The sequence below is a fragment of the Stutzerimonas sp. FeSN7 genome (assembly GCF_030263795.1).
Taxonomy (GTDB): domain Bacteria; phylum Pseudomonadota; class Gammaproteobacteria; order Pseudomonadales; family Pseudomonadaceae; genus Stutzerimonas; species Stutzerimonas stutzeri.
In genome coordinates, this window is record NZ_JARPMN010000001.1 from 238,373 (window position 1) to 261,979 (window position 23,607).

Here is a 23,607-nt window from a genome sequence, read left to right on the forward strand (position 1 = left end):
CGTAATCAGGTTCCAGACGTACCTCCTATGGTCAAAATCATCGGCATCATCGTCGTGTTCGCCAGCGTGCTGGGCGGGTTCGTACTATCCGGCGGCAAGATCGGCGCGCTCATCCATCCCTTCGAGGTGATGATCATCGGCGGCGCGGCGCTGGGTGGCTTCCTGCAGGCCAACCCGGGCAGCACCACCATGATCGTCTTCAAGAAGTCGCTGAAGATGTTCAGCACGCGCTTCACCCACGCCTATTACCTGGAAGTGCTCAGCCTGCTCTACGCGATTCTGAACAAGAGCCGCCGTGAAGGCATGATGGCCATCGAGGCTGACCTCGAGGACCCGGCCGCGAGCCCGCTGTTCAGCAAGTACCCCGGCTTCCTGCAGGACGAGCGGATGACCGCCTTCACCTGCGACTACCTGCGCATCATGTCTTCCGGCAACATGGCGCCCCATGAGCTGGAAGGCCTGTTCGACATGGAGCTGACCAGCCTGAAGGAGGAACTCGATCATCCGGCCCACGCGGTCAGCAAGGTGGCCGACGGTCTGCCGGCGATGGGTATCGTCGCGGCGGTGCTGGGTATCGTGATCACCATGTCCATCCTCGCTGAGGCGGACAACGCGATGATCGGCTACAAGGTGGGGTCGGCGCTGGTGGGTACCTTCCTCGGTATTCTCGCCTCCTACGGCTTCTTCGGCCCGCTGGCGGCGGCGCTGGAGCACGATGCCAAGGAGGAGCTGAACGTATACGAATCCATCAAGGCGACCCTGGTGGCCTCGGCGTCCGGCATGCCGCCGAGCCTGGCCGTCGAGTTCGGCCGTAAGGTTCTCTATCCGGCGCACCGCCCGAGCTTCTCCGAGCTCGAGCAAGCCATGCGTGGCAGCTAAAGGTTCGCCATGAACAATACCCAACCGATCATCGTCAAGCGGGTCAAGAAGGTCGCTGGCGGTCATCACGGTGGCGCCTGGAAGATCGCCTTCGCCGACTTCGCCACGGCGATGATGGCGTTCTTCCTGGTGATGTGGCTGATGAGTTCGGCCACGCCGGAACAGAAGAAACTCATCTCCGGCTATTTTCAGGACCCCATCGGGTTCACCGAAAGCGCCAGCCCCCATGTCATCGATCTGGGCGGCACGCCGACGCCTTCGCCGGACCGCACCCTCAATCCCGAGCTGGAGCCGGCGCAGAGCGAGGCGCAGATCGACGCCCAGCAGGCCGAGACGTTCGCCGAGCAGATCGAGCGCGAGCGGCTGGAGTTGCTGCTGCAGGAACTGCAGAACAAGGTCGACGAGAACCCCGAGCTGCAGAAGTTCAAGGACCAGATCCTCTTCGAGATCACCCAGGACGGCCTGCGCATCCAGATCATGGATGCCGAGAACCGACCGATGTTCGCCCTCGGCAGCGCCCAGCTACAGCCTTACTTCGAGGACATCCTGCTGGCGCTGGTGGACACCATCGCCGCGGTGCCGAACAAGATCAGCATCAGCGGGCACACCGACGCCAAGCCGTTTTCCGGGCGTGGTGACTTCGGCAACTGGGAGCTGTCGGCCAGCCGCGCCAACGCGGCTCGGCGAACGCTGGTGTACGGTGGCTATCCGGAAGAGCAGATCGCGCGGGTGGTTGGCTACGCATCCTCTGCGCTGTTCGATCGCAAGGACCCGTTCAATCCGGTGAACCGTCGCATCGATATCCTTGTGCTGACCAAGAAGGCGCAGCGCTCCATCGAGGGCGAGCAGCCCGATGCGTCGCAGAAGTCCGATGCGGGCGAGGCGGCTCAGCCGCCAGCAAGCGGCGGTGGCGGTGGCGCGCCGGCGCTCAATGAGCCGTTGCAGCCGCAACAGCTGCGCGAGCGGCTGAACATCTTCGAGGATGGCGTGCTGAAGTTCAGTGAACCCGGTGCGCGCTGAGCAGCCCGCTTATCAGTAGTCCGATTCCGGCAGGCTGCTGAGGATGTGCCGGTAACTGGCCATGCGTTGCGGCTGGATGCGGCCGTCTTCCAGCGCCTTGAGCAGTGCACAGCCCGGTTCGCGATCATGCTTGCAGTCGCGGAAGCGACAGTGGCCGAGCAGCTCCTGGAATTCGATGAAGCCCGCTTCCACATCGGCGCGGCTGACGTGGCCGAGGCCGAATTCGCGAATGCCGGGTGAGTCGATCAGCTCGCCGCCACCGGGGAAGTGGAACAGTCGCGCGGTGGTGGTCGTGTGCGTACCCTTGCCGGTCATTTCCGACAGCGCGCCGACGCGGGTGTCCACGCCCGGCAACAGGCTGTTGACCAGCGACGACTTGCCCACCCCGGATTGCCCGACGAACACGCTGACATGGCCGTCCAGGCGCGCCTTCAGCTCATCCATGCCGGCGCCGCCATGGGCCGAGACCTCCAGCAGCGGATAATCCAGTTGGCGGTACACGTCCAGGAGCCGGTTCAGCGCCACCTCGTTGTGTTCGTCGATCAGGTCGGCCTTGTTCAGCAGCAGCAGCGGCGCGATGCCCGCGTGCTCGGCGGCGATGAGATAGCGGTCGATCAGGTTGGCGTGCGGCTCCGGGAGCGGGGCGAAGACAATGACGATAAGGTCGACATTGGCCGCCACGGGCTTGAGCTGACCGCGCATGTCCGGCCGGCACAGCTCCGAATGCCGCGGCAGCTGCGCGACGATGACGCCGATGCCCTGGTTGCCCGGGCGCCAGACCACGCGGTCGCCGGTGACCAGTGCCGGCAGGTTGGCCCGCAAGTGGCAGCGGAACACCTGCCCGCTGTGTTCGCCCTCCAGTGCCTCGACCTCGACCTGTACGCCGAAATGCGCGATGACCAGCCCGGTCTGTTCCGGGCCCAGGTCTCCGCCCTCCAGCTCCTCGAGGGCACGGCTCTCGCGACGCGCGGCACGGGCGGCGCGCTCTTCCTGGATCTTCTCGATGCGCCAGCTTTGCCGGCGGTTGAGTTGGCGTTTGGCCATGGGTTGGGGCTGTCTCGGAGTTTTGGTCGGCGAGTCTAGCATGCCGAACCCGGCGGGCTGCGGCCTGTATGGCGCGTCGGTAGGCGGCTAGACTGGGTGACCCTGGTTAGATGATTGCCGGCCATGTCCGCCACCACGCTCACTCGTTTGCCCGTCCTGCGCGCGCTGCTGGCCCAGCTGCTGGCGCTGCCGCTCGTCTGGCTGCTGTCGCTCGGCCTGGTCTGGGGCTTTGCCGTGCGCCCGGGACTGCTCCTCGCGGCGTTCGCACAGGGCGCCCTGGCCGCACTGATCGGGGCGCGGCTCGGCCTGTCGGTCTGGTGGCTGCCGATCAACCTGCTGTTCGTGCCCGGTCTGCTGCTGTTCCGCGATCTGGACGTGCCGGCATGGGCGCCGCTGAGCGGCTTCGCGCTGCTCTTGCTGCTCAACTGGAACGCTTTCGGCGAGCGGGTGCCGCTCTACCTGACCGGCTCGCAGACCGAGCGCCGGTTGCGCGCGCGGCTGGCGGTGTTGCCGACGGATTTTCGCCTCATCGATCTGGGCAGTGGGCTGGCCGGTACCCTGGTGCGGCTGGCGCGGGCATATCCTGCGGCGCGCTTCGTCGGGGTGGAAACCGCGCCGCTGACCTTCGCCCTGTCCTGGCTGCGCTGCCTGCCGCGGCGCAACTGCCAGGTCCACCCGCTCAGCCTGTGGCGCGTCGACCTCGGCGAATACGATGTCGTCTACTGTTTCCTGTCACCGGCACCCATGGCGGCGCTGTGGGAAAAGGCGCGGGCGGAAATGCGCCCCGGTGCGATGCTGATCAGCAACAGTTTCGCAGTGCCCGGCGTGGAACCGGCCGAGGTGCTGTCGATCGACGACTGGCGCGGTTCACGTTTGCTGATCTGGTACCCGGCCGGCCCGCCACCTGACGGCACCGGCACGAGCGGCTAAACTGCGCCGCACAGCCAAGGAGCCCCTCATGCAGAACCCGCAGAACCTGATCTGGATCGACCTGGAAATGACCGGTCTGGATCCGGACAACGACGTCATCATCGAGATGGCCACCATCGTCACCGACAGCCAGCTCAACGTGCTGGCCGAGGGACCGGTCATCGCCGTGCACCAGAGCGACGAAGTCCTCGCCCGCATGGATGAGTGGAACACTCGCCAGCACGGCGGTTCGGGGCTGACCCAGCGTGTGCGCGAGAGCCGGATTTCCACGGCGGAGGCCGAGCGCCTGACCCTGGAATTCCTCGAGCAGTGGGTGCCCAAGGGCAAGTCGCCGATCTGTGGCAACAGCATCTGCCAGGACCGTCGTTTCCTCTACCGGCAGATGCCGACGCTGGAAGCCTACTTCCACTACCGCAATCTGGATGTCTCGACGCTCAAGGAACTGGCAGCACGCTGGGCGCCGCAGATCATGGAAGGTTTCAAGAAGGGCGGTACCCACCTGGCGCTGGACGACATCCGCGACTCCATCGCCGAGCTGCGTCATTACCGCGAGCATTTCATCAAGGTCTGATAGAGCCGCTTCAGCGGCAAGCCACAAGCCGCAGAAAAAACCTGATGGGCGTAGCGTCGATGCGAGAAACGACATCCACGCTACGCCGCTTGCAGCTTCCCGCCTGTTATTTCCCCAACTTGCGCAGTTCGTCCGACTCGACGATGCGCACGCCATCGCCTTCCTCCAGCGCCAGGCGCCAGAGCGCCCGCGCCAGGGTGCAGGCTTCGATCCCGTGGTACTTGCCTGGCAAGAGTTGCGACAGCGGCGCGGCGATGCGTTCGCTCAGGCGCATTTCCAGACGCGGGCCGAGCAGTTGCGACGGGCGCGCGATGGTCAGCTGCGGCCAGTCCTGCTGCTGCAGCGCCGCTTCCATCTCGCCCTTGACCTTGAGGTAGAAGATCGAGCTGTCCGGGTTGGCGCCGAGCGAGCTGATCACCAGCAGATGCCGGGCCCCCATTTCCTTGGCGCGGCGGGCGAATGCCAGCACCAGGTCATGATCGATGGCGCGGAAGGCCTCCTGGCTGCCGGCCTGCTTGAGCGTGCTGCCCAGGCAGCAGAAGGCCGTGTCGATCGTGCCGCTCAGCGTCGGCAGCAGCGCCGGCAGCTCGCCGACCGGGTTTTCCAGGCGCTGATGCGCGGCCAGCGGTTTGCGCGTGGGCGCCAGTACGCGCTCGACGGTGGGTTCGTTGAGCAGTCGATCGAGCAGATGCTCGCCAGTGAGTCCGGTGGCGCCGGCAAGCAGAATGCGCTGTGGCGTCAAATACATGGTTGTGCTCCTGTGGCGATCATTGGGCGGCGCGCCGCTGCTGGAGTTCCTGCCAGCGCTGGACGACCGGTTCAGGTGCCCATAATTGCGGTTCCGATGCCTGATAGTCGTCGGCCTGCTCGCGTTCGGCAACCTTGGCCGAAGCGAGCGTGAAGGCCTGCACGATATCGTCGGTTTCCTGCAGGGCTTCGGCGAACAGCGCGCGGCCGAAGTAGGTGAAGTCGCTCTGTTCCGAGCAGCCGAACGACACGCGGTCGGCGCGCGCGGCGGTCATGATCAGGGTCTGCTGGTTCTTCAGCGGCTCGATGAAGCCCCCGGAATAGCAGGCAGAGATCACCACCACCGCCTTGCGTCCGGCCAGCGGCGCGAGCAGTCCGGCAAGGTCGCGGGCAGGCAGATCGTCCAGGCTCAGGCGCGGCTGGCTCAGCACCAGTTCGTGTTCGGCCGATCCGTGACTGGTGAAGTAGAGGAAGATCAGGTCTTCCTCGCCGCTGCGCTCGGCCAGGGCACGGATGGCACGTCCCAGGTTCTCCCGCGTCGCCAGTGGGCGGTCGGCAAGGTGGTCGCGATGGTTGACCAGGCTGAGCTGGCCGTGGGCATGGAAACGTTCGGCCAGCAGCCGCTGCACGTAATCCGCCTCGCGCATGAACACGCTTTGGCGACCATCGCCGGCGAGCGTCAGCGTATAGAGCTCCGCCGCCGGCGTGGACGGCGGCAGGGCGTCGATGGCCCTGTCGAGCAGGTCGCCCTGCTCCAGCAAGGCGATTTCCAGCGGATCGGGCAGGGCACGGCCCTGTTCGTCGCGGACGCGTCGGTCGTTGCGCCAGGTGCCGCGCATTTCGCTGCCGTCGGCAGCGGTCAGCACGCCTTCACCGTCGAAGCGTCCGAGGCGAAAGCCGCCGGTATAGAAGCTGCCATCGGCGCGATCGAGGCGGCCCTGGCCGTGATAGCGCCAGCCGCGGAACTGGCCGACGTAGCGGCTGCCATCGCTTGCGATGTGGCTGCCGGTACCATTGAGCTCGCCACGGACGAAGGTGCCGCTCCAGAGGTTGCCGTCGAGATCCTCGTAGCGGCCCTGGCCATGGAACTGGTCATTCTCGAACTCGCCGCTGTAGCGCTCGCCCTGGCCGGTCACGTAGCTGCCGGCGCCGTTCAGGCTGCCGGCGCTGAAGTAGCCGCTGAGCTCGCCGTCGGCGTCGCGGCGGATGCCCGGCCCCTCCGGCTGACCCTGGCTGAACTGGCCGCGATGGCTGAGGCCGTCGGCATAGTCCAGGCGGCCCATGCCGTGGTAGAGGTTGTTGCGAAACTCGCCTTCGTAGACGGTGCCGTCCTGGCTGAAGCGACCGTGACCGTGCATGCGGCCGGCATGGAATTCACCCTGATAGACGCCGCCTTCGGCGTAGCTGAAACGGCCGAGGCCGTCGAACAGGCCGTGCTTGAACTCGCCCTCGTAGCGATCGCCGGTGGCGCCGTTCCAGGTGCCGAAGCCGTGCCATTGGCCGTGCTTGAACTCGCCGAAGTAGTAGCTGCCGTTCGGGTAGTCGATACGTCCGCTGCCCTGCAGCAGGCCGTCGACGATCTCCCCGCGGTAGCGGCCGCCGTCGGGCAGCACCGCATCGGCAGGGGTGAATGGCTCGCCCTCGCCGCAGGCGGTGAGCAGGCCGATCAACAGCAGGGGAACGAGGCGCAGCATGCGGGCATCCGCTCAGGCAGGAGGCCCGCAGTATGCCGCAAACCCAACGGCCTGCGACATCCGGGCAGGCGCGCTGCTCAGAGGATGCACAGGGCCAGCGTTTCGGCGATGTAGGCCGGTTTCTCCGAGCCTTCGATCTCCATCACAGCGCGGGCCCTGAGCAGCCACTGGCCGGGATTCTTCTCGTGGGCATCGATCAGCGTCAGCCCCAGCCGAACCCGCGAGCCAACGCGCACCGGCTGAATGAAACGCAGGCTGTCCAGGCCATAGTTGACCCCCATGCGCGTGCCCTCGGGCACGACCAGCAGGTCTCCGGAGAGCATCGGCAGCAGTGAGAGCGAGAGGAAACCGTGGGCGATGGTGCCGCCGAAGGGTGTCTGGGCGGCCTTCTCGGGGTCGACATGGATGAACTGGTGGTCGCCGGTACAGTCGGCGAACCGATCCACGCGCTGCTGATCGATGGTCAGCCATTCGGAATGGCCCAGTTCCTTGCCGATGTAGTCCTTGAGTTGCGCGACGGGTACCTGTGGCATGTGTCCTCCGGATTGTTCTTGTGATCCAGCATGGAAGGCTGTAGGGAGCGGCACGCGCCGAAGCGCGTCCTGGCACCGGGCTAGATCAGCACGGCGCGCAGCCCTGGCAAACCAGCATCGGCAGCGCGAATGGGCCGTCATAGCGCAGCGCGGGCGCCTGTGCGCGTTGCCCCTTATACTGTCGCCATTTTGCGGGAGGCTCCCATGCTGCTCAGAGGCCTGACCTGGCTGGTCGCGTTCCAGCTGCTCGGCACCGTTCTCAACGTGTTGCTGCTGCCCATGCTGCCGGGACCCATCATCGGCATGGTGCTGCTGTTCGCCGGCCTGCTGGCGCGCGGCCGCGCCAGCGAATCGCTGCAGCTGGCGGCAAGCAGCCTGCTGCGCTACCTGCCGTTGCTGCTGGTGCCGCCGGCAGTCGGCGTGATGGCTTATACCGAGGCGATTCTCGACGACTTCTGGGCCATCGTCGGTGTGCTGGTGATTTCGTTGCTGATCTCGCTGGTTTTCACCGGCTGGCTGATGCAGGCACTGATCCGGCGCAAACAGCGCCGCCAGGAGGACGCATGATGGAATTGCACTGGCACGCGGCCTGGCAGGCGCTCATTCATCATCCGCTGTTCGGCGTCGGCATCACCCTGACGGCATTCCAGCTGGCGTTCGCCGCCTACGAGAAGACGCGCTGGGTGTTCCTGCAGCCGGTGCTGGTATCGATGCTGCTTGTGGTCGGCATTCTGCTGCTGTGCGGCATCGACTATGCGGAGTACCGCATCAGCGCCCAGTGGCTGACGCTGCTTCTGGGGCCGGCCACCGTGGCCCTGGCCGTGCCGCTGTACCTGAACCTGCGGCGCATCCGCGAGCTGTTCGGGCCGATTGTGATCACCCTGCTCGTCGCCGGTGTGTTCGCCACGGCGTTGGGCATGGCGCTGGCCTGGGCGTTCGGCGCGGACGAGATGATCCTGATGACCCTGGCGCCCAAGTCGGTGACCTCGCCGATCGCCATGCTGGTGGCCGAGCAGATCGGCGGCGTGGTGGCGCTGGCAGCGGTGTTCGTGATGATCACCGGCGTGCTCGGCGCGATTCTCGGTCCGGAACTGTTGCGCCGGTTTGGCGTTCAGCATCCTGCGGCCCGCGGCATTGCGCTGGGGCTGACCGCCCACGCCGTGGGCACCGCGCAGGCGCTGCAGGAAAGCGACGAATGCGGTGCCTTCGCGGCGCTGGCCATGAGCCTGATGGGGGTGATGACGGCGGTACTGCTGCCGCTGGCGGTCGCCCTGCTGCTGTGATGGAGTCCGCATGAAGTTGCCGTTGTTTCCGCTGGATACCGTGCTGTTCCCCGGTTGCATGCTTGATCTGCAGATATTCGAGGCGCGCTACCTCGACATGGTCAGCCAGTGCCTCAAGGCCGGCCACGGCTTCGGTGTCGTGCATATCCTCGACGGCAGCGAGGTCGGCGCGGCGCCGGCGTCCTTCGCGCGCGTCGGCTGCGAAGCGCTGATTCGCGACTGGCAGCAACTGCCCAATGGTCTGCTCGGCATCCGGGTCGAGGGTGGGCGCCGCTTCGACGTCCAGACCTTCGAGGTGCTGCGCGATCAGCTGACCGTCGCTCAGGTCGCCTGGCGCAACGAGGGCGATGCCCTGCCGCTGGCGGACGAACACGCCGACCTGCTGGTGCTGCTCGAGGCGCTCGGTCAGCACCCCATGGTGAAGACTCTGGGGCTCGGCGGCCCGGTGCGCGATCAGGCCGCGCTGGCCAGCCAGCTGGCCTATCTGCTGCCGTTCGAGGCCCGGCAGAAGGTCGAACTGCTTGGGCTGGATGACCCGGAGCTGCAACTGGCGCAGATTCAGAACCTGCTCGAGCAGCTGCAGGAAGGCGCGTAGCGGTCGAGCCGTCGTACTACTGATAGCGATACATCTGCATCGCCGTCGGTAGCGCCCAGACGCTGAACGCACCGAGCAGGCCCAGGCAGGCCGGCAGGATCAGCCACCACACCTTGGCCGGCAGCGCCGCCATCGGTGCGCGCCATTGCACCAGGGTCAGGCTGAGTGCGCAGATGCTCGCCGCGAGCAATGCACCGGCGGTGACGTCGGTCATCCAGTGCACCCCCAGGTAAACCCGCGAAAGCGCTATCGCCGTGGCCGGCAGGCTGGCCAGCACCAGCCAGGCCAGGCGCAGGCGCGGCGGCTGGTCGCGGCCGGCGAGTACGCCCAGGGTGAGAAAAAAGGCGAACGCGGCCGAACTGTGCCCGCTGGGAAAGCTGTAGCTGCTCAGCGGCTCCATCAGAACCTCCGGCCTGACACGGGCGAAGGAGGCCTTGAGTGCGCCGTTGGCCATGGCCGTGCCCAGCAGGGTAAGGATGGAAAAGATCGCGGCACGCCACTGGCGCAGGACCAGGAGCAGCACGCACAGCAATACGCCGGCCCAGAGCTGGGTCTGGAAGTCGCCCACGCGTGTGATCAGCACCATGACCCGATCGAGTGTGATGCTGCGTTCGCCCTGGATCACCGCAAGCAGCCCTTCGTCGAGCTCCTTGAGGTGCGGCCAGCCCAGAAACAGTCCGAGCAGGATCGCGATGCTCAGGCCGGTCGCCAGTGCAGTGACCCAGCGCAGCTGGCGCAGACTGCCGAAGGCAGTGGTGGCGATCAGCGTCAACAACGCGCCGACGACCACCGCCGCCTCGCTCCAGAAACCTTCCTCCAGCGGCAGGCGCATGGCGGCGCCAGCGCTCCAGCCGGGCAGCAGATAGGCCATCGACCAGCCGGCGGCGGCGCACAGGCTGACCAGCAGAAAACGCCCGAACGGCATGTCGAGCATGCCGGCGGTCATCGGCAGCATCGGCCGCAGCGGGCCGATAAAGCGACCGACCAGCAGGCTGGCAACGCCGTAGCGCTGGAAGTAATGCTCGGCACGTAGCAGCCACTCGGGATGGTCGCGCAGGCCGCGCAGGCTGCGGATGCCCTGGTGATAACGGCGGCCCAGGGCGTAGGACAACAGATCGCCGAGCAGCCCGCCGATGAAGCCCAGCACCAGGGTTTCGCCCAGGGTCAGCACGCCGTTGCCGGCCAGCACCGCGATGGCGAAGACCATCACCGTCCCCGGCACGATCAGCCCGACCACCGCCAGGCACTCCATGCAGGCGACGATCACGAGCGCCAGCCCCAGCCATTGGGGGTTGGCGGCCAGCCATTGGGTAAGGGTTTCGAGCCATTGGCCCATGCCGGTTTCCTTGAAGCAAGACCGCCTTTCGACCCGGCCAGAGGGCGCGGGGTTTCCTCGGCAAAGCATACTCGCCGGGACTGCCATGCGTACGCTGCCGTCGCGGCGGACGAATGCCGTGCGGCACCGCATGCCTTTCGCCCGGCGCCGCTGTGCGCGGGCGCGCAGCGTGGCTATAATCAGCCGCTTTCCCTTCAGTCAGGCCAGCTAGATCCATGACCGAGTCAGTACTCGACTACATGACCCGCCTGGGCCGCGCCGCGCGCGAGGCCTCGCGGGTGCTCGCGCGCGCCAGCACGGCGCAGAAGAACCGCGCCTTGCAGGCCGCCGCCGCGGCGCTCGATGCCGCTCGCGACGAACTGGTGCGGGCCAATGAGCTGGACCTGGCCGGCGGTCTTGCCAATGGCCTGGACGCCGCCATGCTCGATCGTCTGGCGCTGACGCCAAAGGTGATCGACGGCATGATCGAGGGCCTGCGCCAGGTCGCCACGCTGCCTGATCCGATCGGCGCGATTCGCGACATGCGTTACATGCCATCCGGCATCCAGGTCGGCAAGATGCGGGTGCCGCTGGGCGTGGTGGGCATCATCTACGAATCGCGGCCCAACGTGACCATCGACGCGGCCAGCCTGTGCCTGAAGTCGGGCAACGCGACCATCCTGCGCGGCGGCTCCGAGGCGATCCATTCCAATCAGGCGATTGCCCGCTGCATCCAGCTCGGCCTCGCCGAAGCCGGTCTGCCGGCTGCTGCCGTGCAGGTCGTGGATACCACCGACCGCGCCGCGGTCGGCGCGCTGATCAGCATGCCGGACTATGTCGACGTGATCGTGCCGCGTGGTGGCAAGGGCCTGATCGAGCGCATCAGCCGCGACGCCCGGGTTCCGGTGATCAAGCACCTGGACGGCATTTGCCACGTCTATGTCGACCTTGCGGCGGATGTGGACAAGGCCATCCGCATCGCCGACAACGCCAAGACCCAGCGCTTCGCGCCGTGCAACACCATGGAAACGCTGTTGGTGCACCAGGGCATCGCCGAGCAGGTGCTGCCGCCGCTGGCCGCCATCTACCGCGACAAGGGCGTCGAGCTGCGGGGCTGCCCGCGCACGCGCGCGCTGCTCGGCAACGAAGTGCTGGCGGCCAGCGAAGAGGACTGGTCCACCGAGTACAACGCGCCGATCCTGTCGATCCGCATGCTCGACTCGCTGGACGAGGCCATCGAACACATCAATCGTTACGGCTCGCAGCACACTGATGCGATCGTCACCGAGAACTTCACCGATGCCCGCCGCTTCCTCACCGAGGTGGATTCGGCGTCCGTCATGATCAATGCCTCGACCCGCTTCGCCGATGGGTTCGAGTACGGGCTGGGCGCGGAGATCGGCATCTCCACCGACAAGCTGCACGCCCGCGGTCCGGTCGGCCTGGAAGGGCTGACCAGCGAAAAGTACGTGGTCTTCGGCGACGGTCACGTCCGTACCTGATGAATCACGCAGGCGGCGCCCGGCGCATCGGCATACTTGGTGGCACCTTCGATCCGGTGCACATCGGTCACCTGCGCGGCGCGCTGGAAGTGGCCGAGATGTTCGGGCTCGACGAGCTGCGGCTGATTCCCAATGCGCGGCCGCCGCACCGCGATACGCCCAACTGCTCGGCGCAGGATCGCCTGGCAATGGTCCGCCTGGCGGTGCAGGATCTGCCGCCGCTGTGCGTCGATGCCCGCGAGCTGGAGCGGGACAAGCCGTCCTACACCATCGATACGCTGATGTCGCTGCGCGCCGAACTGGCGGCGGATGACCAGTTGCTGCTGGTGGTGGGCTGGGATGCCTTCTGCGGGCTGCCGACCTGGCATCGCTGGGAGGAGCTGCTCGATTACTGCCACATCCTCGTGCTACAGCGACCGGATGCCGGTAGCGAGGCACCGCAGGAACTACGTGATCTGCTGGCCGCGCGCAGCGTGCCGGACCCGCAGGCGCTCAGCGGCGGCAGCGGACAGATCGCCTTCGTCTGGCAGACACCCTTGGAAGTGTCCGCCACGCAGATTCGCCAATTGCTGGCCAGCGGCAAGTCGGTCCGATTCCTGGTTCCCGATGCCGTACTGGCTTATATCAACGCGCACGGACTGTACCGGGCGTCGAACTGAGGTTGTTTTCACGTTATGCAAACTGAAGCTTTGGTCCAGCTGGCGGTCGCCGCCCTGGAAGATCTGAAAGGCCAGGACATCACCACCATCGATGTCCAGGGCAAGACCAGCGTCACCGACTACATGATCATCGCCAGCGGCAGCTCCAGCCGGCACGTCAAATCGCTGGCCGAGAACGTGCTGGAAAAGGCCAAGGAGCAGGGTGTACGCCCGCTCGGCAGCGAAGGGCTGGACGGCGGCGAGTGGGCGCTGCTCGACCTGGGCGATGTGGTCGTCCACGTGATGCAGGTGCCGACTCGCCAGTTCTACGACCTCGAGCGTCTGTGGCAGGGCGCCGAGCAGAGCCGCGCGCAGCACGCCCACGACCCGGAGTAAACCGTGCGGATCAAGCTGGTCGCGGTCGGCTCGAAGATGCCGCGCTGGGTCGAGGACGGCTGGCAGGAATACGTCAAGCGCCTGCCGTCCGAGCTGCCGCTGGAGCTGCACGAAATCCCGCTCAACACCCGTGGCAAGAACGCTGACGTGGCACGGTTGATTCGCCAGGAAGGCGAGGCCATGCTGGGCAAGGTCCAGCCGGGCGAGCGTATCGTCACGCTCGAGGTGCACGGCAAACCCTGGAGCACCGAGCAGCTGGCCGCGGAACTCGAACGCTGGCGGCTCGATGCTCGCAACGTCAACCTCATGGTGGGCGGCCCGGAAGGGCTGGCACCTGAGGTCTGTGCACGCAGCGAGCAGCGCTGGTCGCTGTCGCCGCTGACCCTGCCGCACCCGCTGGTACGAATCCTGATCGGCGAACAGATCTATCGCGCCTGGACGTTGCTGTCCGGTCACCCCTATCACAAGTAGTACGCGAACGCCTTCGATATGCCGCAACCGATTCAGCTCAAGGATCATGAAAAGGACGCCGTGCTGGTGCGCCAACGCGTGATCGTGGGCCTCGTTTTCGTGCTGCTGCTGATCGGTGTGCTGGTGGCGCGCATGTACTACCTGCAGGTCGTGCAGTTCGAGCACCACTCGACGCTGTCGGAGAACAACCGCGTTCACGTGCAGCCGATCCCGCCCAACCGCGGGCTGATCTTCGACCGCCAGGGGCGGGTCATCGCCGACAACCGCCCGAGCTTCAGTCTGACCGTCACCCGCGAGCGCGCTGGCGACTGGCGGGTCGTGCTCGACGCGGTGGTGGAGATTCTGGAGCTGGGCGAGGAGGAGCGCGGGCTGTTCGAGAAGCGCGTGCTGCAGGGGCGGCGGCCGTTCGAGCCGGTACCGATCATGTACGAGCTGTCCGAGGAACAGATCGCCCGTATCGCGGTGAACCAGTTCCGTCTGCCGGGCATCGAGGTGGCGGCGCAGCTGGTCCGTCATTATCCGCAGGGGCCGCATTTCGCCCATTCGGTAGGCTACGTCGGGCGGATCAACGAGCAGGAGGTTAAGCAGCTCGACCCGGTCAACTATGCCGGCACGCACCACATCGGCAAGACCGGCATCGAGAAGTTCTACGAGGACGAGCTGCACGGCCAGGTCGGCTACGAGGAAGTCGAGACCAACGCCCGCGGACGGGTCCTTCGGGTGCTCAAGCGGACCGATCCGATACCCGGCAAGGACATCACCCTGTCCCTCGATCTGGATCTGCAGGAAGCCGCCGAGGAGGCGCTGGGCGGGCGCCGTGGTGCGATCGTCGCGCTGCTGCCGGACACCGGCGAGGTGGTGGCGATGGTCAGCCAGCCAAGCTTCAACCCCAACCTGTTCGTCACCGGTATCAGCTTCAAGGACTATGGCGAGCTGCGCGACTCCATCGACCGGCCGCTGTACAACCGCGTGCTGCGCGGGCTGTATCCGCCGGGCTCGACCATCAAGCCGATGATGGCCGTGGCCGGCCTCGATGCCGGGGTGATCACGCCCACCAGCCGGGTCTTCGACCCGGGCTTCTTCCAGCTGCCCAACGTGCAGCACAAGTACCGCAACTGGAATCGCAGCGGCGACGGCTGGGTCGATCTCGACCTGGCCATTGCCCGTTCCAACGACACCTATTTCTACGACATGGCGCACAAGCTGGGCGTCGATCGCATGTACGACTACATGACCCGCTTCGGTCTTGGCCAGCGCGTGTCGCTGGACATGTACGAGGAAACCGCCGGGCTGATGCCGTCGCGTGACTGGAAGCGGGCGCGTTATCGCCAGCCCTGGTATCCCGGCGAGACGGTCATTCTCGGCATCGGTCAGGGTTACATGCAGGCCACGCCACTGCAGCTGGCTCAGGCCACGGCGCTGATGGCGACCCGTGGCAAGTGGATTCGCCCACACCTGGCGCGCAGCATCGGTGGCGAGCCGCCGGTGGATCCGGAGCCGCTGCCGGATATCCAGCTGCGCGATCCGCGCTTCTGGGATTACGCGACCCATGGCATGGAGCAGGTACTGCACGGCGCCCGGGGTACGGCGCGGAAGGTCGGCGAAAGCTCGGTCTATCGCATCGCCGGCAAGAGCGGTACTGCGCAGGTCGTGGCGATCCGCCAGGGCGAGAAATACGACAGTGCCAAGCTGGCCGAGCGCCATCGCGACCATGCCCTGTTTGTTGCCTTTGCCCCGGTGCATGACCCGAAGATCGCGGTGGCGGTGATGGTGGAGAACGGCGAGTCCGGTTCCGGCGTCGCCGCACCGGTGGCCAAGCAGGTGATGGATGCCTGGCTGCTCGACGAGGAGGGCAAGCTCAAGGCCGAGTTCGCGCCGCCGCTGACTGCCGAAGGGAAGAAGCCATGAGCGGCAATTTCGACCGTACCCTGTCCCGCGAGGACGTGCTGCGCCGCCGCGCCAGCCTGTTGCAGCGCCTGCATATCGACGGGCTGCTGCTGGTGCTGCTGCTGGTACTGGCCGCCGGCAGCCTGTTCATCCTCTATTCGGCCAGTGGCAAGAACTGGGATCTGGTCATCAAGCAGGCCACCTCCTTCGGACTCGGCCTCGGCGCCATGCTGGTGATCGCCCAGTTCGAACCGCGGTTCATGGCGCGCTGGGTGCCGCTGGGCTATCTCGGCGTCGTGGCGTTGCTGGTCGCGGTCGAGGTGGCCGGACACACGGCGATGGGGGCGACGCGCTGGATCAACATCCCCGGCGTGATTCGTTTCCAGCCGTCGGAATTCATGAAGATCATCATGCCGATGACGATCGCCTGGTACCTGTCCTCGCGCAGCCTGCCGCCCAGCATCAAGCACACCGCGATCAGCCTGTCGCTGATCCTGGTGCCCTTCGTGCTGATCCTGAAGCAGCCCGATCTGGGTACCGCGTTGCTGATCCTGGCTTCCGGCGCTTTTGTGCTGTTCATCGGCGGGTTGCGCTGGCGCTGGATCATCGGTGCGGTGACGGCGGTGGTGCCGATCGCCGTGGCGATGTGGTACTTCGTGTTGCGCGACTACCAGAAGCAGCGGGTGCTGACCTTCCTCGATCCGGAAAGCGATCCCCTGGGCACCGGCTGGAACATCATCCAGTCGAAGGCGGCGATCGGTTCGGGCGGGGTGTTCGGCAAGGGCTGGTTGGCCGGTACCCAGTCGCACCTGGATTTTTTGCCGGAAAGCCATACTGACTTTATCATCGCCGTGCTCGCCGAAGAGTTCGGTCTGGTCGGAGTCTGCCTGCTCCTGCTGGTGTATATCCTGCTGATCACCCGCGGCCTGGTGATCACGGTGCAGGCCCAGACGCTGTTCGGAAAACTGCTGGCCGGTGCGTTGACGATGACCTTCTTTGTTTACGTTTTCGTCAATATCGGTATGGTCAGTGGGCTGTTGCCGGTGGTGGGGGTGCCTTTGCCCTTCATCAGTTACGGTGGAACTTCATTGGTGACCCTGCTGTCAGGGTTCGGGGTTTTGATGTCGATCCACACCCATCGCAAGTGGATCGCACAGGTTTGACGAGAGTGACTTTGTTGACTTCATTACGGCGGGGCTGGGTGGCACGGATGCTGGGTAGCGTAGGCTTGGCCGGCGCTGTGCTGGGGAGCGTGCCGCTGCAGGCCGCGGATTACACCGGCGCCAACGTGGACGAGTTCATCGCGGAGATGACCCGCGACTACGGTTTCGCCAGCGAACAGCTGCGTGATCTGTTCAAGCAGGCCGAGCGCAAGCAGGCCATTCTCGACGCCATTTCGCGGCCGGCCGAACGGGTCAAGCCGTGGAAGGAATATCGGCCGATCTTCCTCACCGACTCGCGCGTCGCCCAGGGTGTCGACTTCTGGCGCGAGAACGAGGCGGCGCTGTCCCGTGCCGAAGCCGAGTACGGCGTGCCGGCCGAAATTATCGTGGCGATCATCGGCGTGGAAACCTTCTATGGTCGCAACACCGGCAGCCATCGCGTGATCGATGCGTTGTCGACCCTGGGCTTCGACTACCCGCCGCGTCAGCCCTTCTTCCGCCAGCAGCTCAAGGAATTCCTGCTGCTGACCCGCGAGGAGCAGGTCGACCCGCTGACTCTCAAGGGGTCCTACGCCGGGGCCATGGGCCTGCCGCAGTTCATGCCGAGCAGCTTCCGCGCCTATGCCGTGGACTTCGATGGTGACGGCCACATCGACATCTGGAACAACCCCACCGACGCCATCGGCAGCGCCGCGAGCTATTTCAAACAGCATGGCTGGGCCGCCGGTGAACCTGTAGTGGCACGGGCGAAGGTCTCTGGCGAGCGCTTCGAGGAAGGCCTGACCGTCGGCCTCGAGTCGCAGAAGAACGCCGGAGAAATGCGCGCCCTTGGCTGGCAGTTCGACAAGTCGGTGGCAGACCAGACCGCCGTGACCGCTTTCCGCCTGGAAGGCGCCGAGGGCGACGAATACTGGCTGGGCCTGCCCAACTTCTATGTGATCACCCGCTATAACCGCAGCGTGATGTACGCCATGGCCGTACATCAGCTGTCCCAGCTGCTGGCTGACGCGCGAGGCGAACAATGAGCCCTCTCTGGACAAGACTGGTCGCCTTGGGCGTGACGGGAGCCCTGCTGGTAAGCTGCTCCTCGACCCCGGCGCCGAGCACCACGCCGAGCAAGAGCACCACCAGTAGCGGCCCTGGCGATTACGCGCGGCCGCACAAGGATGGCGCGCCCTGGTGGGACGTGGACGTCTCGCAGATCCCGGACGCCGTGCCGATGCCGCATTACGGACCGTACAAGGCCAACCCCTATACGGTGCTGGGCAAGACCTACTTCCCCATCAGCGATGGCCATCGTTACTCGGCCACCGGGACGGCATCCTGGTACGGCACCAAGTTCCACGGGCAGCCCACTGCCAATGGCGAGAAGTACGACCTCTACGGCATGAGCGCGGCGCACAAGACCCTGCCGCTGCCCACCTACGTCAAGGTCACCAACCTGGATAACGGACGCACCGTGACGTTGCGCGTCAACGACCGCGGCCCGTTCTATTCCGACCGGATCATCGACCTGTCCTTCGCCGCGGCGAAGAAACTGGGGTTCGCCGAGACCGGCACGGCGCGGGTCAAGGTCGAGGGCATCGATCCGCAGCAGTGGTGGGCGGCACAGGGGCGCCCCGTTCCGGCGATGATGGCGCAGCCGCAGATGGCGGCGAGCAAGCCGGCCACCAGCATCGCCCAGCCGATCGAACAGTACACCCCGCCGCCGCAGCAGCACGCTGCGGCGACGGTGCCGCTGGAAATCGACGCAAAAAAAAACGCTTCGCCCGCAGCCTCTGGCCTGTTTCTCCAGGTTGGCGCCTTCGCCAATCCGGATGCGGCACAGCTGCTCAAGGACAAGCTGAGCGGCGTGGTGTCTGCACCGGTGTTCATCAGCTCGGTGGTACACAACCAGCAGACCCTGCACCGGGTGCGGCTGGGGCCCATCGACACGCCGGATGAGGCCGTGCAGCTCGAGCAGAGCGTTCGCCTGGCCAACCTCGGGCAGCCGCGGCGGGTCGCGGCCGACTGAGCCTTTGCAATCCCTGCCTTGTTTTACCTGACTAACTTGAGATTCGGATGAACATCACCAGCCTCGTGCAACGCTTCATTGTCCTGACTCTGCTGACGGTCGCTCCGACCGTCTGGGCGGCCCAGATCCTGCCGTCGGCTCCGCAGCTGGCGGCCAAGTCCTACATGCTGATGGACGCCGCCAGCGGCGAGGTGCTGGTCGAGCACAACGGCGACGAACGCCTGCCACCGGCCAGCCTGACCAAGCTGATGACCGCCTATATCGCCACCCTGGAGATCCAGAAAGGGCAGATCAGCGACAACGACATGGTCACCGTCAGCGAGAAGGCCTGGCGTACCGGCGGCTCGCGCATGTTCATCCAGGTCAACACCCAGGTTTCGGTGGATGACCTGCTGCACGGCATCATCATCCAGTCGGGCAACGACGCCAGTGTCGCAATGGCCGAGCACATCGCCGGCAGCGAAGAAGCCTTCGCCGACATGATGAACAGCACCGCGCAGCGCCTGGGGATGAGCAACACTCACTTCGTCAACGCCACCGGCCTGCCGCATCCGGAGCACTACTCCTCGGCCAATGACATGGCCAAGCTGGCGCGGGCGATCATCTACGAAGACCCTGCGCACTACGCGATCTATGCGCAGAAGGAATTCTTCTGGAACAACATCAAGCAGCCCAACCGCAACCTGCTGCTGTGGCGCGACAAGACCGTCGACGGCCTGAAGACCGGCCACACCGAAGAGGCCGGCTACTGCCTGGTGGCGTCCGCCGTGCGTGACAACATGCGCCTGATCTCCGTGGTGTTCGGTACCGACAGCGAGCAGGCCCGTGCCGCGGAGACCCAGAAGCTGCTGACCTACGGCTTCCGCTTCTTCGAGACCCGCACCTTCTACCAGAAAGGCACCGAGCTGGCCGAAGCCCAGGTCTGGAAGGGGCAGCAGAGCAAGCTCAAGGCCGGTCTGGCTCAGGACCTGACCATGACTCTGCCACGCGGCCAGGTAGAGAAGCTGCAGGCTGTCATGAGCTTCAACGGCACGCTGACCGCACCGATCCAGCAGGGCGACGTGATCGGCAAGGTCGAGGTCAAGCTGGACGACAAGGTCGTGCGCAGCACCGATCTGGTGGCGCTGGAAACCGTCGAAGAGGGTGGGCTGTTCCGCCGTTTTTGGGATAGCATTCGCCTGTTCTTCTACAGCCTGTTCAACTGACCACGCTCGAGTGCGCTCCGGCTGACCCCGCCGCGGCGCACGTGCGGATCACGAGTCCGTTACGCCATGACCGATAGCCAAGACGATATCGCTGCACCCAAGATCGACTTCCCCTGCGAGCGCTACCCGATCAAGGTGATCGGCGAGGCCGGCGAGGGGTTCCGCGAGGTGGTGATCGAAGTCATTCAGCGCCATGCGCCGGACTTCGACGAGACTACCGTGGTCACCCGTGACAGCCGCAACGGACGCTTCCTTTCGCTGCAGGTGCTGATCACCGCCACCGGTGTCGAGCAGCTGCAGGCTATCCATGTCGACCTGCGGGCCACCGGTCGTGTCCACATGGTGCTGTGATGACCCACGACGTGGGTGTGCGTGAGCTAGGGCTGATCGAGTATCGGGCTGCCTGGCAGGCCATGCAGCATTTCACCAATACGCGTGATGCCGACAGTGGCGACGAGATCTGGCTGCTGCAGCATCCGCCCGTATTCACACAAGGCCAGGCCGGCAAGGCCGAGCACCTGCTGTTTCCGGGCGAGATTCCGGTGGTGCAGGTGGACCGCGGCGGTCAGGTCACCTATCACGGGCCGGGTCAGCTGGTCGGCTACCTGTTGCTGGACGTACGTCGGCTCGGCATCGGCGTGCGTGAGCTGGTCAGCCGCATCGAGCGGAGTCTGATCGATCTGCTGGCCGGGTACGACGTCGAGGCGGTGGCCAAGCCCGATGCACCGGGCGTTTATGTCGGCGGCGCGAAGATCGCTTCCCTGGGCCTGCGCATTCGCAACGGCCGGTCCTTCCACGGCCTGGCGCTGAACGTGGACATGGATCTCGAACCTTTCCGGCGCATCAACCCCTGCGGTTATGCAGGGTTGCCCATGACCCAGTTGCGTGACCTGATCGGGCCGATCGACATCTCTGAAGTGGCCGATCGACTGCGTGACCATCTGGTCCGGCAGCTCGGATACGCGCAACAGAAGACCCTCGCGGGCGGAATCGAAGCTTATGAGTAGTGTAGAAACGGCAGGCAAGCGCCCGGCCAAGGTTGAGGCTGGCGTCAAACTGCGCGGTGCCGAGAAGGTCGCGCGGATTCCGGTGAAGATCATCCCCACCGATGAATTGCCGAAGAAGCCGGACTGGATTCGCGTGCGCATCCCGGTATCGCCGGAGGTGGACCAGATCAAGCAGACCCTGCGCAAGCACAAGCTGCACAGCGTCTGCGAGGAGGCCTCCTGCCCGAACCTGGGCGAGTGCTTCTCCAGCGGTACCGCCACCTTCATGATCATGGGCGACATCTGCACGCGCCGCTGCCCGTTCTGCGACGTCGGCCATGGCCGGCCGAACGCGCTGGACCCGGATGAGCCGAAGAACCTCGCCCAGGCTATCGCCGACATGCGCCTGAAGTACGTGGTCATCACGTCGGTGGACCGGGATGACCTGCGCGACGGCGGCGCCCAGCATTTCGCTGACTGCCTGCGTGAGATTCGCAAGCTGTCGCCGTCCATTCAGCTGGAGACCCTGGTGCCGGATTATCGCGGGCGCATGGAAATCGCCCTGGAGATCACCGCCACTGAGCCGCCGGATGTGTTCAACCACAACCTGGAAACCGTGCCGCGGTTGTACAAGTCCTCGCGCCCGGGATCGGACTTCGAGTGGTCGCTGGATCTGCTGGAGAAGTTCAAGCAGCGCGTGCCGGGCGTGCCAACCAAGTCGGGGCTGATGCTCGGCCTTGGCGAGACCGACGAGGAAGTCATCGAGGTCATGCAGCGCATGCGCGAGCACGACATCGACATGCTGACCCTTGGCCAGTATCTGCAGCCGTCGCGCAACCATCTGCCGGTGCAGCGTTTCGTGCACCCGGACACCTTCGCCTGGTTCGCCGAGGAAGGCATGAAGATGGGCTTCAAGAACGTCGCCTCGGGCCCGCTGGTGCGCTCCTCGTACCACGCTGACCAGCAGGCTCACGGCGCCAAGCACGACTGATCGGACCCGGCGGTCCGGTCGTTCCAAGGAAAGCCGCGCAGGCGTCGAATCGCCTCCGCGGCTTTTTTGTTTGACGATGACTCCAGCCCGGTACTTCGCTGGACTGCGCCGTAGCTCGATGAAGCAGGTTTATCAAGGACTTACGCGCGTCCATCATATGCCGGTGCTTTCTGAAACTTGACCCGGTTTTCCCTCGCGCCGCTCCTATCTGGCTCTTGGAATTCGGGTCGTTCCAAGGAGTCATCATGGCGAAGATCAAGCTCACCAAGACCGCCGTAGAGTCGGCGCAACCCCAGGCCAAGGACATCGAACTACGGGATACCGTGGTGCCGGGTTTCCTCTGCAAGATTACCCCGAAGGGCCGTCGGGTGTTCATGCTCCAGTACCGCACGAACTCCGGGCAGCCCCGCAAGCCCTCGCTGGGCCTGTTCGGGGAACTGACCGTGGAGCAGGCCCGCGTCATGGCGCAGGACTGGCTGGCCGAGGTTCGCCGAGGCGGCGACCCCGGCGGCGCCAAGGCCGAGGCGCGCAAGGCGCCCACGGTCGAAGCGCTGTGCAAGAAGTTCATGGAGGACTACTCCAAGAAGCGCAACAAGCCGAGCACGCAGCGCGGCTATCAGGCCGTCATCGACCGCTGCATCGTCCCGCTGATCGGCCGCAAGAAGGTGCAGGACGTGAAGCGGCCCGACATTGCCGGGCTGATGGAGAAACTGGCCTACAAGCCCGCCGAGGCGAACAACGCCTTCGGCGTGCTGCGCAAGATGTTCAACCTGGCCGAAGTGTGGGGCTACCGCCCGGACGGCACGAACCCGTGCCGCCACGTCCCGATGTACCCGCCCGGCGAGGAAACCCGGCTCATCGTGGACGACGAACTGGCGCTGATCTTCCGCCAGTTGGAGAAGCTGGAGGCGGAAGGACTGGAGAACTACGTCATCCCGCTGGCGATTCGCCTGCAATTCGAGTTCGCCGGCCGCCGCTCCGAAATCTGCATGCTTGAATGGGATTGGGTCGATCTGGAGAACCGGCGCGTGGTCTGGCCCGACAGCAAGACCGGCGGCCTCTCCAAGCCCATGAGCGCGGAAGCCTATCGACTGTTCTCGACGGCACCGCGCCGAGAAGGTTGCCCCTACGTCCTGCCTTCGCCCAACGACCCGACCAAGCACCTGACCTTTGGCGAGCACTATGGCGGATGGTGCCGGGTGCTCAAGGCAGCCGGCGTCCCACACGTCGGCACGCACGGCATCCGCCACCGCTCCACGACCGACATTGCCAATTCGGGAGTGCCGACCAAGGTAGGCATGAAGCTGACGGGCCACAAGACCGTGGCGATGTTCATGCACTACGTCCACACCGAGGACAAGCCGGTGCGGGATGCTGCCGAACTGGTGGCGAGTCGGCGGCAGGCCATCACGGGCGCGCGGCGCCCTGCGGAGGCCACGGCATGAGCAAGAGGACGCTTTCGGTGGCGCCCCCCGCTGCCTTGGCGGCCGACTATCCCCGTTCCGCAATTTCCGAGACAGTGTCTGGGAAATTCGGCCTCGCCGAGCTGGCCAAGGTCTTCACGCTGCCGTGGTCGGCCTATGCGCTGCTGATTTCGGTCAAGGATGCCCGCGGATCGGTGGCCGGCATCCCGTCCAGTCGGCTCCGATTGTCGTGCCGGCGTCACGACAATCGGGCGGGCCATCCCTTCTATCTAGGTGCTACACCGGAGACTGGAAAAGTATGCCCGTTTCGGGTATAGTT

At 65.6% G+C, this 23,607-nt stretch carries 26 protein-coding genes; 21 read left to right on the forward strand and 5 right to left on the reverse strand.

Features of this window, described 5'->3' with window-relative positions; translation table 11 throughout:
* Positions 1-27 precede the first annotated feature (27 nt).
* Entirely contained in the window at positions 28-879 is an 852-nt protein-coding gene (motA, locus tag P5703_RS00975; protein ID WP_011914805.1) for a flagellar motor stator protein MotA, read from the forward strand.
* A gap of 9 nt (positions 880-888) precedes the next feature.
* The gene (gene motB, locus P5703_RS00980) at positions 889-1,899 is read left to right on the forward strand and encodes a flagellar motor protein MotB (protein WP_285585273.1); all 1,011 of its coding nucleotides are present in this window, start codon (positions 889-891) and stop codon (positions 1,897-1,899) included.
* 12 nt (positions 1,900-1,911) lie between these two features.
* Here motB and rsgA read toward each other — a convergent pair whose 3' ends face one another.
* Positions 1,912-2,943: a small ribosomal subunit biogenesis GTPase RsgA gene (gene rsgA, locus P5703_RS00985; RefSeq protein WP_013984184.1), complete on the reverse strand. Its 1,032-nt coding sequence runs from the start codon at positions 2,941-2,943 to the stop codon at positions 1,912-1,914.
* Positions 2,944-3,066: 123 nt separating this feature from the next.
* On the opposite strand from rsgA, the gene P5703_RS00990 reads away from it, so the two are divergent.
* Both P5703_RS00990 and orn read left to right on the forward strand, forming a co-directional pair.
* Positions 3,067-3,873: a class I SAM-dependent methyltransferase gene (locus P5703_RS00990; RefSeq protein ID WP_011914802.1), complete on the forward strand. Its 807-nt coding sequence runs from the start codon at positions 3,067-3,069 to the stop codon at positions 3,871-3,873.
* A 28-nt stretch (positions 3,874-3,901) separates the two neighbouring features.
* Positions 3,902-4,444, forward strand: coding sequence for an oligoribonuclease (gene orn / locus P5703_RS00995; protein ID WP_011914801.1), 543 nt, complete (start codon positions 3,902-3,904; stop codon positions 4,442-4,444).
* Between the two features lie 106 nt (positions 4,445-4,550).
* Here the strand turns inward: orn and P5703_RS01000 are convergent, their stop codons facing one another.
* From P5703_RS01000 to P5703_RS01010, 3 genes are all read right to left on the reverse strand, one after another.
* Complete coding sequence (locus P5703_RS01000) at positions 4,551-5,192, reverse strand: oxidoreductase (protein ID WP_013984182.1); 642 nt, start codon at positions 5,190-5,192, stop codon at positions 4,551-4,553.
* Positions 5,193-5,211: 19 nt separating this feature from the next.
* On the reverse strand, positions 5,212-6,885 hold the full coding sequence (locus P5703_RS01005) for a C13 family peptidase (RefSeq protein ID WP_125855840.1): 1,674 nt from the start codon (positions 6,883-6,885) through the stop codon (positions 5,212-5,214).
* Positions 6,886-6,962: 77 nt separating this feature from the next.
* Positions 6,963-7,418, reverse strand: a complete 456-nt coding sequence (locus P5703_RS01010) for a MaoC family dehydratase (RefSeq protein WP_125855839.1) — start codon at positions 7,416-7,418, stop codon at positions 6,963-6,965.
* Positions 7,419-7,622: 204 nt separating this feature from the next.
* Between P5703_RS01010 and P5703_RS01015 the strand changes: the two genes are divergently transcribed.
* The 3 genes from P5703_RS01015 to P5703_RS01025 are packed head-to-tail and all read left to right on the forward strand — an operon-like array spanning position 7,623 to position 9,296.
* Positions 7,623-7,985, forward strand: a complete 363-nt coding sequence (locus P5703_RS01015; protein ID WP_285585274.1) for a CidA/LrgA family protein — start codon at positions 7,623-7,625, stop codon at positions 7,983-7,985.
* A gap of 5 nt (positions 7,986-7,990) precedes the next feature.
* Complete coding sequence (locus tag P5703_RS01020; protein ID WP_026006669.1) at positions 7,991-8,701, forward strand: LrgB family protein; 711 nt, start codon at positions 7,991-7,993, stop codon at positions 8,699-8,701.
* 10 nt (positions 8,702-8,711) lie between these two features.
* Complete coding sequence (locus P5703_RS01025) at positions 8,712-9,296, forward strand: LON peptidase substrate-binding domain-containing protein (protein WP_013984178.1); 585 nt, start codon at positions 8,712-8,714, stop codon at positions 9,294-9,296.
* Between the two features lie 16 nt (positions 9,297-9,312).
* Here the strand turns inward: P5703_RS01025 and P5703_RS01030 are convergent, their stop codons facing one another.
* Positions 9,313-10,632: a bifunctional DedA family/phosphatase PAP2 family protein gene (locus tag P5703_RS01030; RefSeq protein ID WP_013984177.1), complete on the reverse strand. Its 1,320-nt coding sequence runs from the start codon at positions 10,630-10,632 to the stop codon at positions 9,313-9,315.
* A gap of 215 nt (positions 10,633-10,847) precedes the next feature.
* Here P5703_RS01030 and P5703_RS01035 point away from each other — a divergent pair, with 215 nt between their 5' ends.
* The 14 genes from P5703_RS01035 to P5703_RS01100 all read left to right on the forward strand — a co-directional run bounded on the left by P5703_RS01035 (position 10,848) and on the right by P5703_RS01100 (position 23,605).
* On the forward strand, positions 10,848-12,113 hold the full coding sequence (locus P5703_RS01035; protein WP_285585275.1) for a glutamate-5-semialdehyde dehydrogenase: 1,266 nt from the start codon (positions 10,848-10,850) through the stop codon (positions 12,111-12,113).
* Positions 12,113-12,772: a nicotinate-nucleotide adenylyltransferase gene (gene nadD, locus P5703_RS01040; protein ID WP_013984174.1), complete on the forward strand. Its 660-nt coding sequence runs from the start codon at positions 12,113-12,115 to the stop codon at positions 12,770-12,772. Before P5703_RS01035 ends, nadD begins: the two co-directional genes overlap by 1 nt.
* 15 nt (positions 12,773-12,787) lie before the next feature.
* Complete coding sequence (gene rsfS / locus P5703_RS01045; RefSeq protein ID WP_011914791.1) at positions 12,788-13,147, forward strand: ribosome silencing factor; 360 nt, start codon at positions 12,788-12,790, stop codon at positions 13,145-13,147.
* 3 nt (positions 13,148-13,150) lie between these two features.
* Positions 13,151-13,618 carry a 23S rRNA (pseudouridine(1915)-N(3))-methyltransferase RlmH gene (rlmH, locus tag P5703_RS01050; RefSeq protein ID WP_011914790.1) on the forward strand — a complete coding sequence of 156 codons (468 nt, stop codon included), beginning with the start codon at positions 13,151-13,153 and terminating at the stop codon, positions 13,616-13,618.
* Between the two features lie 18 nt (positions 13,619-13,636).
* Positions 13,637-15,526 (forward strand): penicillin-binding protein 2, encoded by a 1,890-nt coding sequence (gene mrdA, locus P5703_RS01055; RefSeq protein ID WP_011914789.1) that lies wholly within the window; start codon positions 13,637-13,639, stop codon positions 15,524-15,526.
* Entirely contained in the window at positions 15,523-16,668 is a 1,146-nt protein-coding gene (gene rodA, locus P5703_RS01060; RefSeq protein WP_011914788.1) for a rod shape-determining protein RodA, read from the forward strand. Before mrdA ends, rodA begins: the two co-directional genes overlap by 4 nt.
* A 47-nt stretch (positions 16,669-16,715) precedes the next feature.
* Complete coding sequence (mltB, locus tag P5703_RS01065; protein WP_011914787.1) at positions 16,716-17,693, forward strand: lytic murein transglycosylase B; 978 nt, start codon at positions 16,716-16,718, stop codon at positions 17,691-17,693.
* Entirely contained in the window at positions 17,690-18,682 is a 993-nt protein-coding gene (locus P5703_RS01070) for a septal ring lytic transglycosylase RlpA family protein (protein WP_285585276.1), read from the forward strand. Before mltB ends, P5703_RS01070 begins: the two co-directional genes overlap by 4 nt.
* Positions 18,683-18,729: 47 nt before the next feature.
* The gene (locus P5703_RS01075) at positions 18,730-19,887 is read left to right on the forward strand and encodes a D-alanyl-D-alanine carboxypeptidase family protein (protein ID WP_014597831.1); all 1,158 of its coding nucleotides are present in this window, start codon (positions 18,730-18,732) and stop codon (positions 19,885-19,887) included.
* Positions 19,888-19,953: 66 nt separating this feature from the next.
* Entirely contained in the window at positions 19,954-20,238 is a 285-nt protein-coding gene (locus tag P5703_RS01080) for a DUF493 domain-containing protein (protein WP_014597830.1), read from the forward strand.
* Positions 20,238-20,894 (forward strand): lipoyl(octanoyl) transferase LipB, encoded by a 657-nt coding sequence (gene lipB / locus P5703_RS01085; protein WP_013984170.1) that lies wholly within the window; start codon positions 20,238-20,240, stop codon positions 20,892-20,894. The genes P5703_RS01080 and lipB overlap by 1 nt, the downstream gene beginning before the upstream one ends.
* Positions 20,887-21,864: a lipoyl synthase gene (lipA, locus tag P5703_RS01090; protein WP_020305844.1), complete on the forward strand. Its 978-nt coding sequence runs from the start codon at positions 20,887-20,889 to the stop codon at positions 21,862-21,864. Before lipB ends, lipA begins: the two co-directional genes overlap by 8 nt.
* Before the next feature lie 245 nt (positions 21,865-22,109).
* Positions 22,110-23,309 carry a tyrosine-type recombinase/integrase gene (locus P5703_RS01095; RefSeq protein WP_028240170.1) on the forward strand — a complete coding sequence of 400 codons (1,200 nt, stop codon included), beginning with the start codon at positions 22,110-22,112 and terminating at the stop codon, positions 23,307-23,309.
* Positions 23,306-23,605 (forward strand): hypothetical protein, encoded by a 300-nt coding sequence (locus P5703_RS01100; protein ID WP_033045758.1) that lies wholly within the window; start codon positions 23,306-23,308, stop codon positions 23,603-23,605. The genes P5703_RS01095 and P5703_RS01100 overlap by 4 nt, the downstream gene beginning before the upstream one ends.
* The last annotated feature ends 2 nt before the right edge of the window (positions 23,606-23,607 follow it).

Bases quoted from the DNA above. Each gene is read 5' to 3' on its own strand.
- lipB (WP_013984170.1), top strand. From the start codon at position 20,238: ATGACCCACGACGTGGGTGTGCGTGAGCTAGGGCTGATCGAGTATCGG.
- mrdA (WP_011914789.1), top strand. From the start codon at position 13,637: ATGCCGCAACCGATTCAGCTCAAGGATCATGAAAAGGACGCCGTGCTG.
- P5703_RS01030 (WP_013984177.1), bottom strand. From the start codon at position 10,632: ATGGGCCAATGGCTCGAAACCCTTACCCAATGGCTGGCCGCCAACCCC.
- P5703_RS01015 (WP_285585274.1), top strand. From the start codon at position 7,623: ATGCTGCTCAGAGGCCTGACCTGGCTGGTCGCGTTCCAGCTGCTCGGC.
- rodA (WP_011914788.1), top strand. From the start codon at position 15,523: ATGAGCGGCAATTTCGACCGTACCCTGTCCCGCGAGGACGTGCTGCGC.
- P5703_RS01000 (WP_013984182.1), bottom strand. From the start codon at position 5,192: ATGTATTTGACGCCACAGCGCATTCTGCTTGCCGGCGCCACCGGACTC.
- P5703_RS01095 (WP_028240170.1), top strand. From the start codon at position 22,110: ATGGCGAAGATCAAGCTCACCAAGACCGCCGTAGAGTCGGCGCAACCC.
- P5703_RS01005 (WP_125855840.1), bottom strand. From the start codon at position 6,885: ATGCTGCGCCTCGTTCCCCTGCTGTTGATCGGCCTGCTCACCGCCTGC.
- rsgA (WP_013984184.1), bottom strand. From the start codon at position 2,943: ATGGCCAAACGCCAACTCAACCGCCGGCAAAGCTGGCGCATCGAGAAG.
- mltB (WP_011914787.1), top strand. From the start codon at position 16,716: ATGCTGGGTAGCGTAGGCTTGGCCGGCGCTGTGCTGGGGAGCGTGCCG.
- P5703_RS01010 (WP_125855839.1), bottom strand. From the start codon at position 7,418: ATGCCACAGGTACCCGTCGCGCAACTCAAGGACTACATCGGCAAGGAA.
- orn (WP_011914801.1), top strand. From the start codon at position 3,902: ATGCAGAACCCGCAGAACCTGATCTGGATCGACCTGGAAATGACCGGT.
- rsfS (WP_011914791.1), top strand. From the start codon at position 12,788: ATGCAAACTGAAGCTTTGGTCCAGCTGGCGGTCGCCGCCCTGGAAGAT.
- nadD (WP_013984174.1), top strand. From the start codon at position 12,113: ATGAATCACGCAGGCGGCGCCCGGCGCATCGGCATACTTGGTGGCACC.
- P5703_RS01100 (WP_033045758.1), top strand. From the start codon at position 23,306: ATGAGCAAGAGGACGCTTTCGGTGGCGCCCCCCGCTGCCTTGGCGGCC.
- P5703_RS01035 (WP_285585275.1), top strand. From the start codon at position 10,848: ATGACCGAGTCAGTACTCGACTACATGACCCGCCTGGGCCGCGCCGCG.
- P5703_RS01075 (WP_014597831.1), top strand. From the start codon at position 18,730: ATGAACATCACCAGCCTCGTGCAACGCTTCATTGTCCTGACTCTGCTG.
- P5703_RS01025 (WP_013984178.1), top strand. From the start codon at position 8,712: ATGAAGTTGCCGTTGTTTCCGCTGGATACCGTGCTGTTCCCCGGTTGC.
- P5703_RS01070 (WP_285585276.1), top strand. From the start codon at position 17,690: ATGAGCCCTCTCTGGACAAGACTGGTCGCCTTGGGCGTGACGGGAGCC.
- lipA (WP_020305844.1), top strand. From the start codon at position 20,887: ATGAGTAGTGTAGAAACGGCAGGCAAGCGCCCGGCCAAGGTTGAGGCT.
- motA (WP_011914805.1), top strand. From the start codon at position 28: ATGGTCAAAATCATCGGCATCATCGTCGTGTTCGCCAGCGTGCTGGGC.
- P5703_RS01080 (WP_014597830.1), top strand. From the start codon at position 19,954: ATGACCGATAGCCAAGACGATATCGCTGCACCCAAGATCGACTTCCCC.
- P5703_RS00990 (WP_011914802.1), top strand. From the start codon at position 3,067: ATGTCCGCCACCACGCTCACTCGTTTGCCCGTCCTGCGCGCGCTGCTG.
- motB (WP_285585273.1), top strand. From the start codon at position 889: ATGAACAATACCCAACCGATCATCGTCAAGCGGGTCAAGAAGGTCGCT.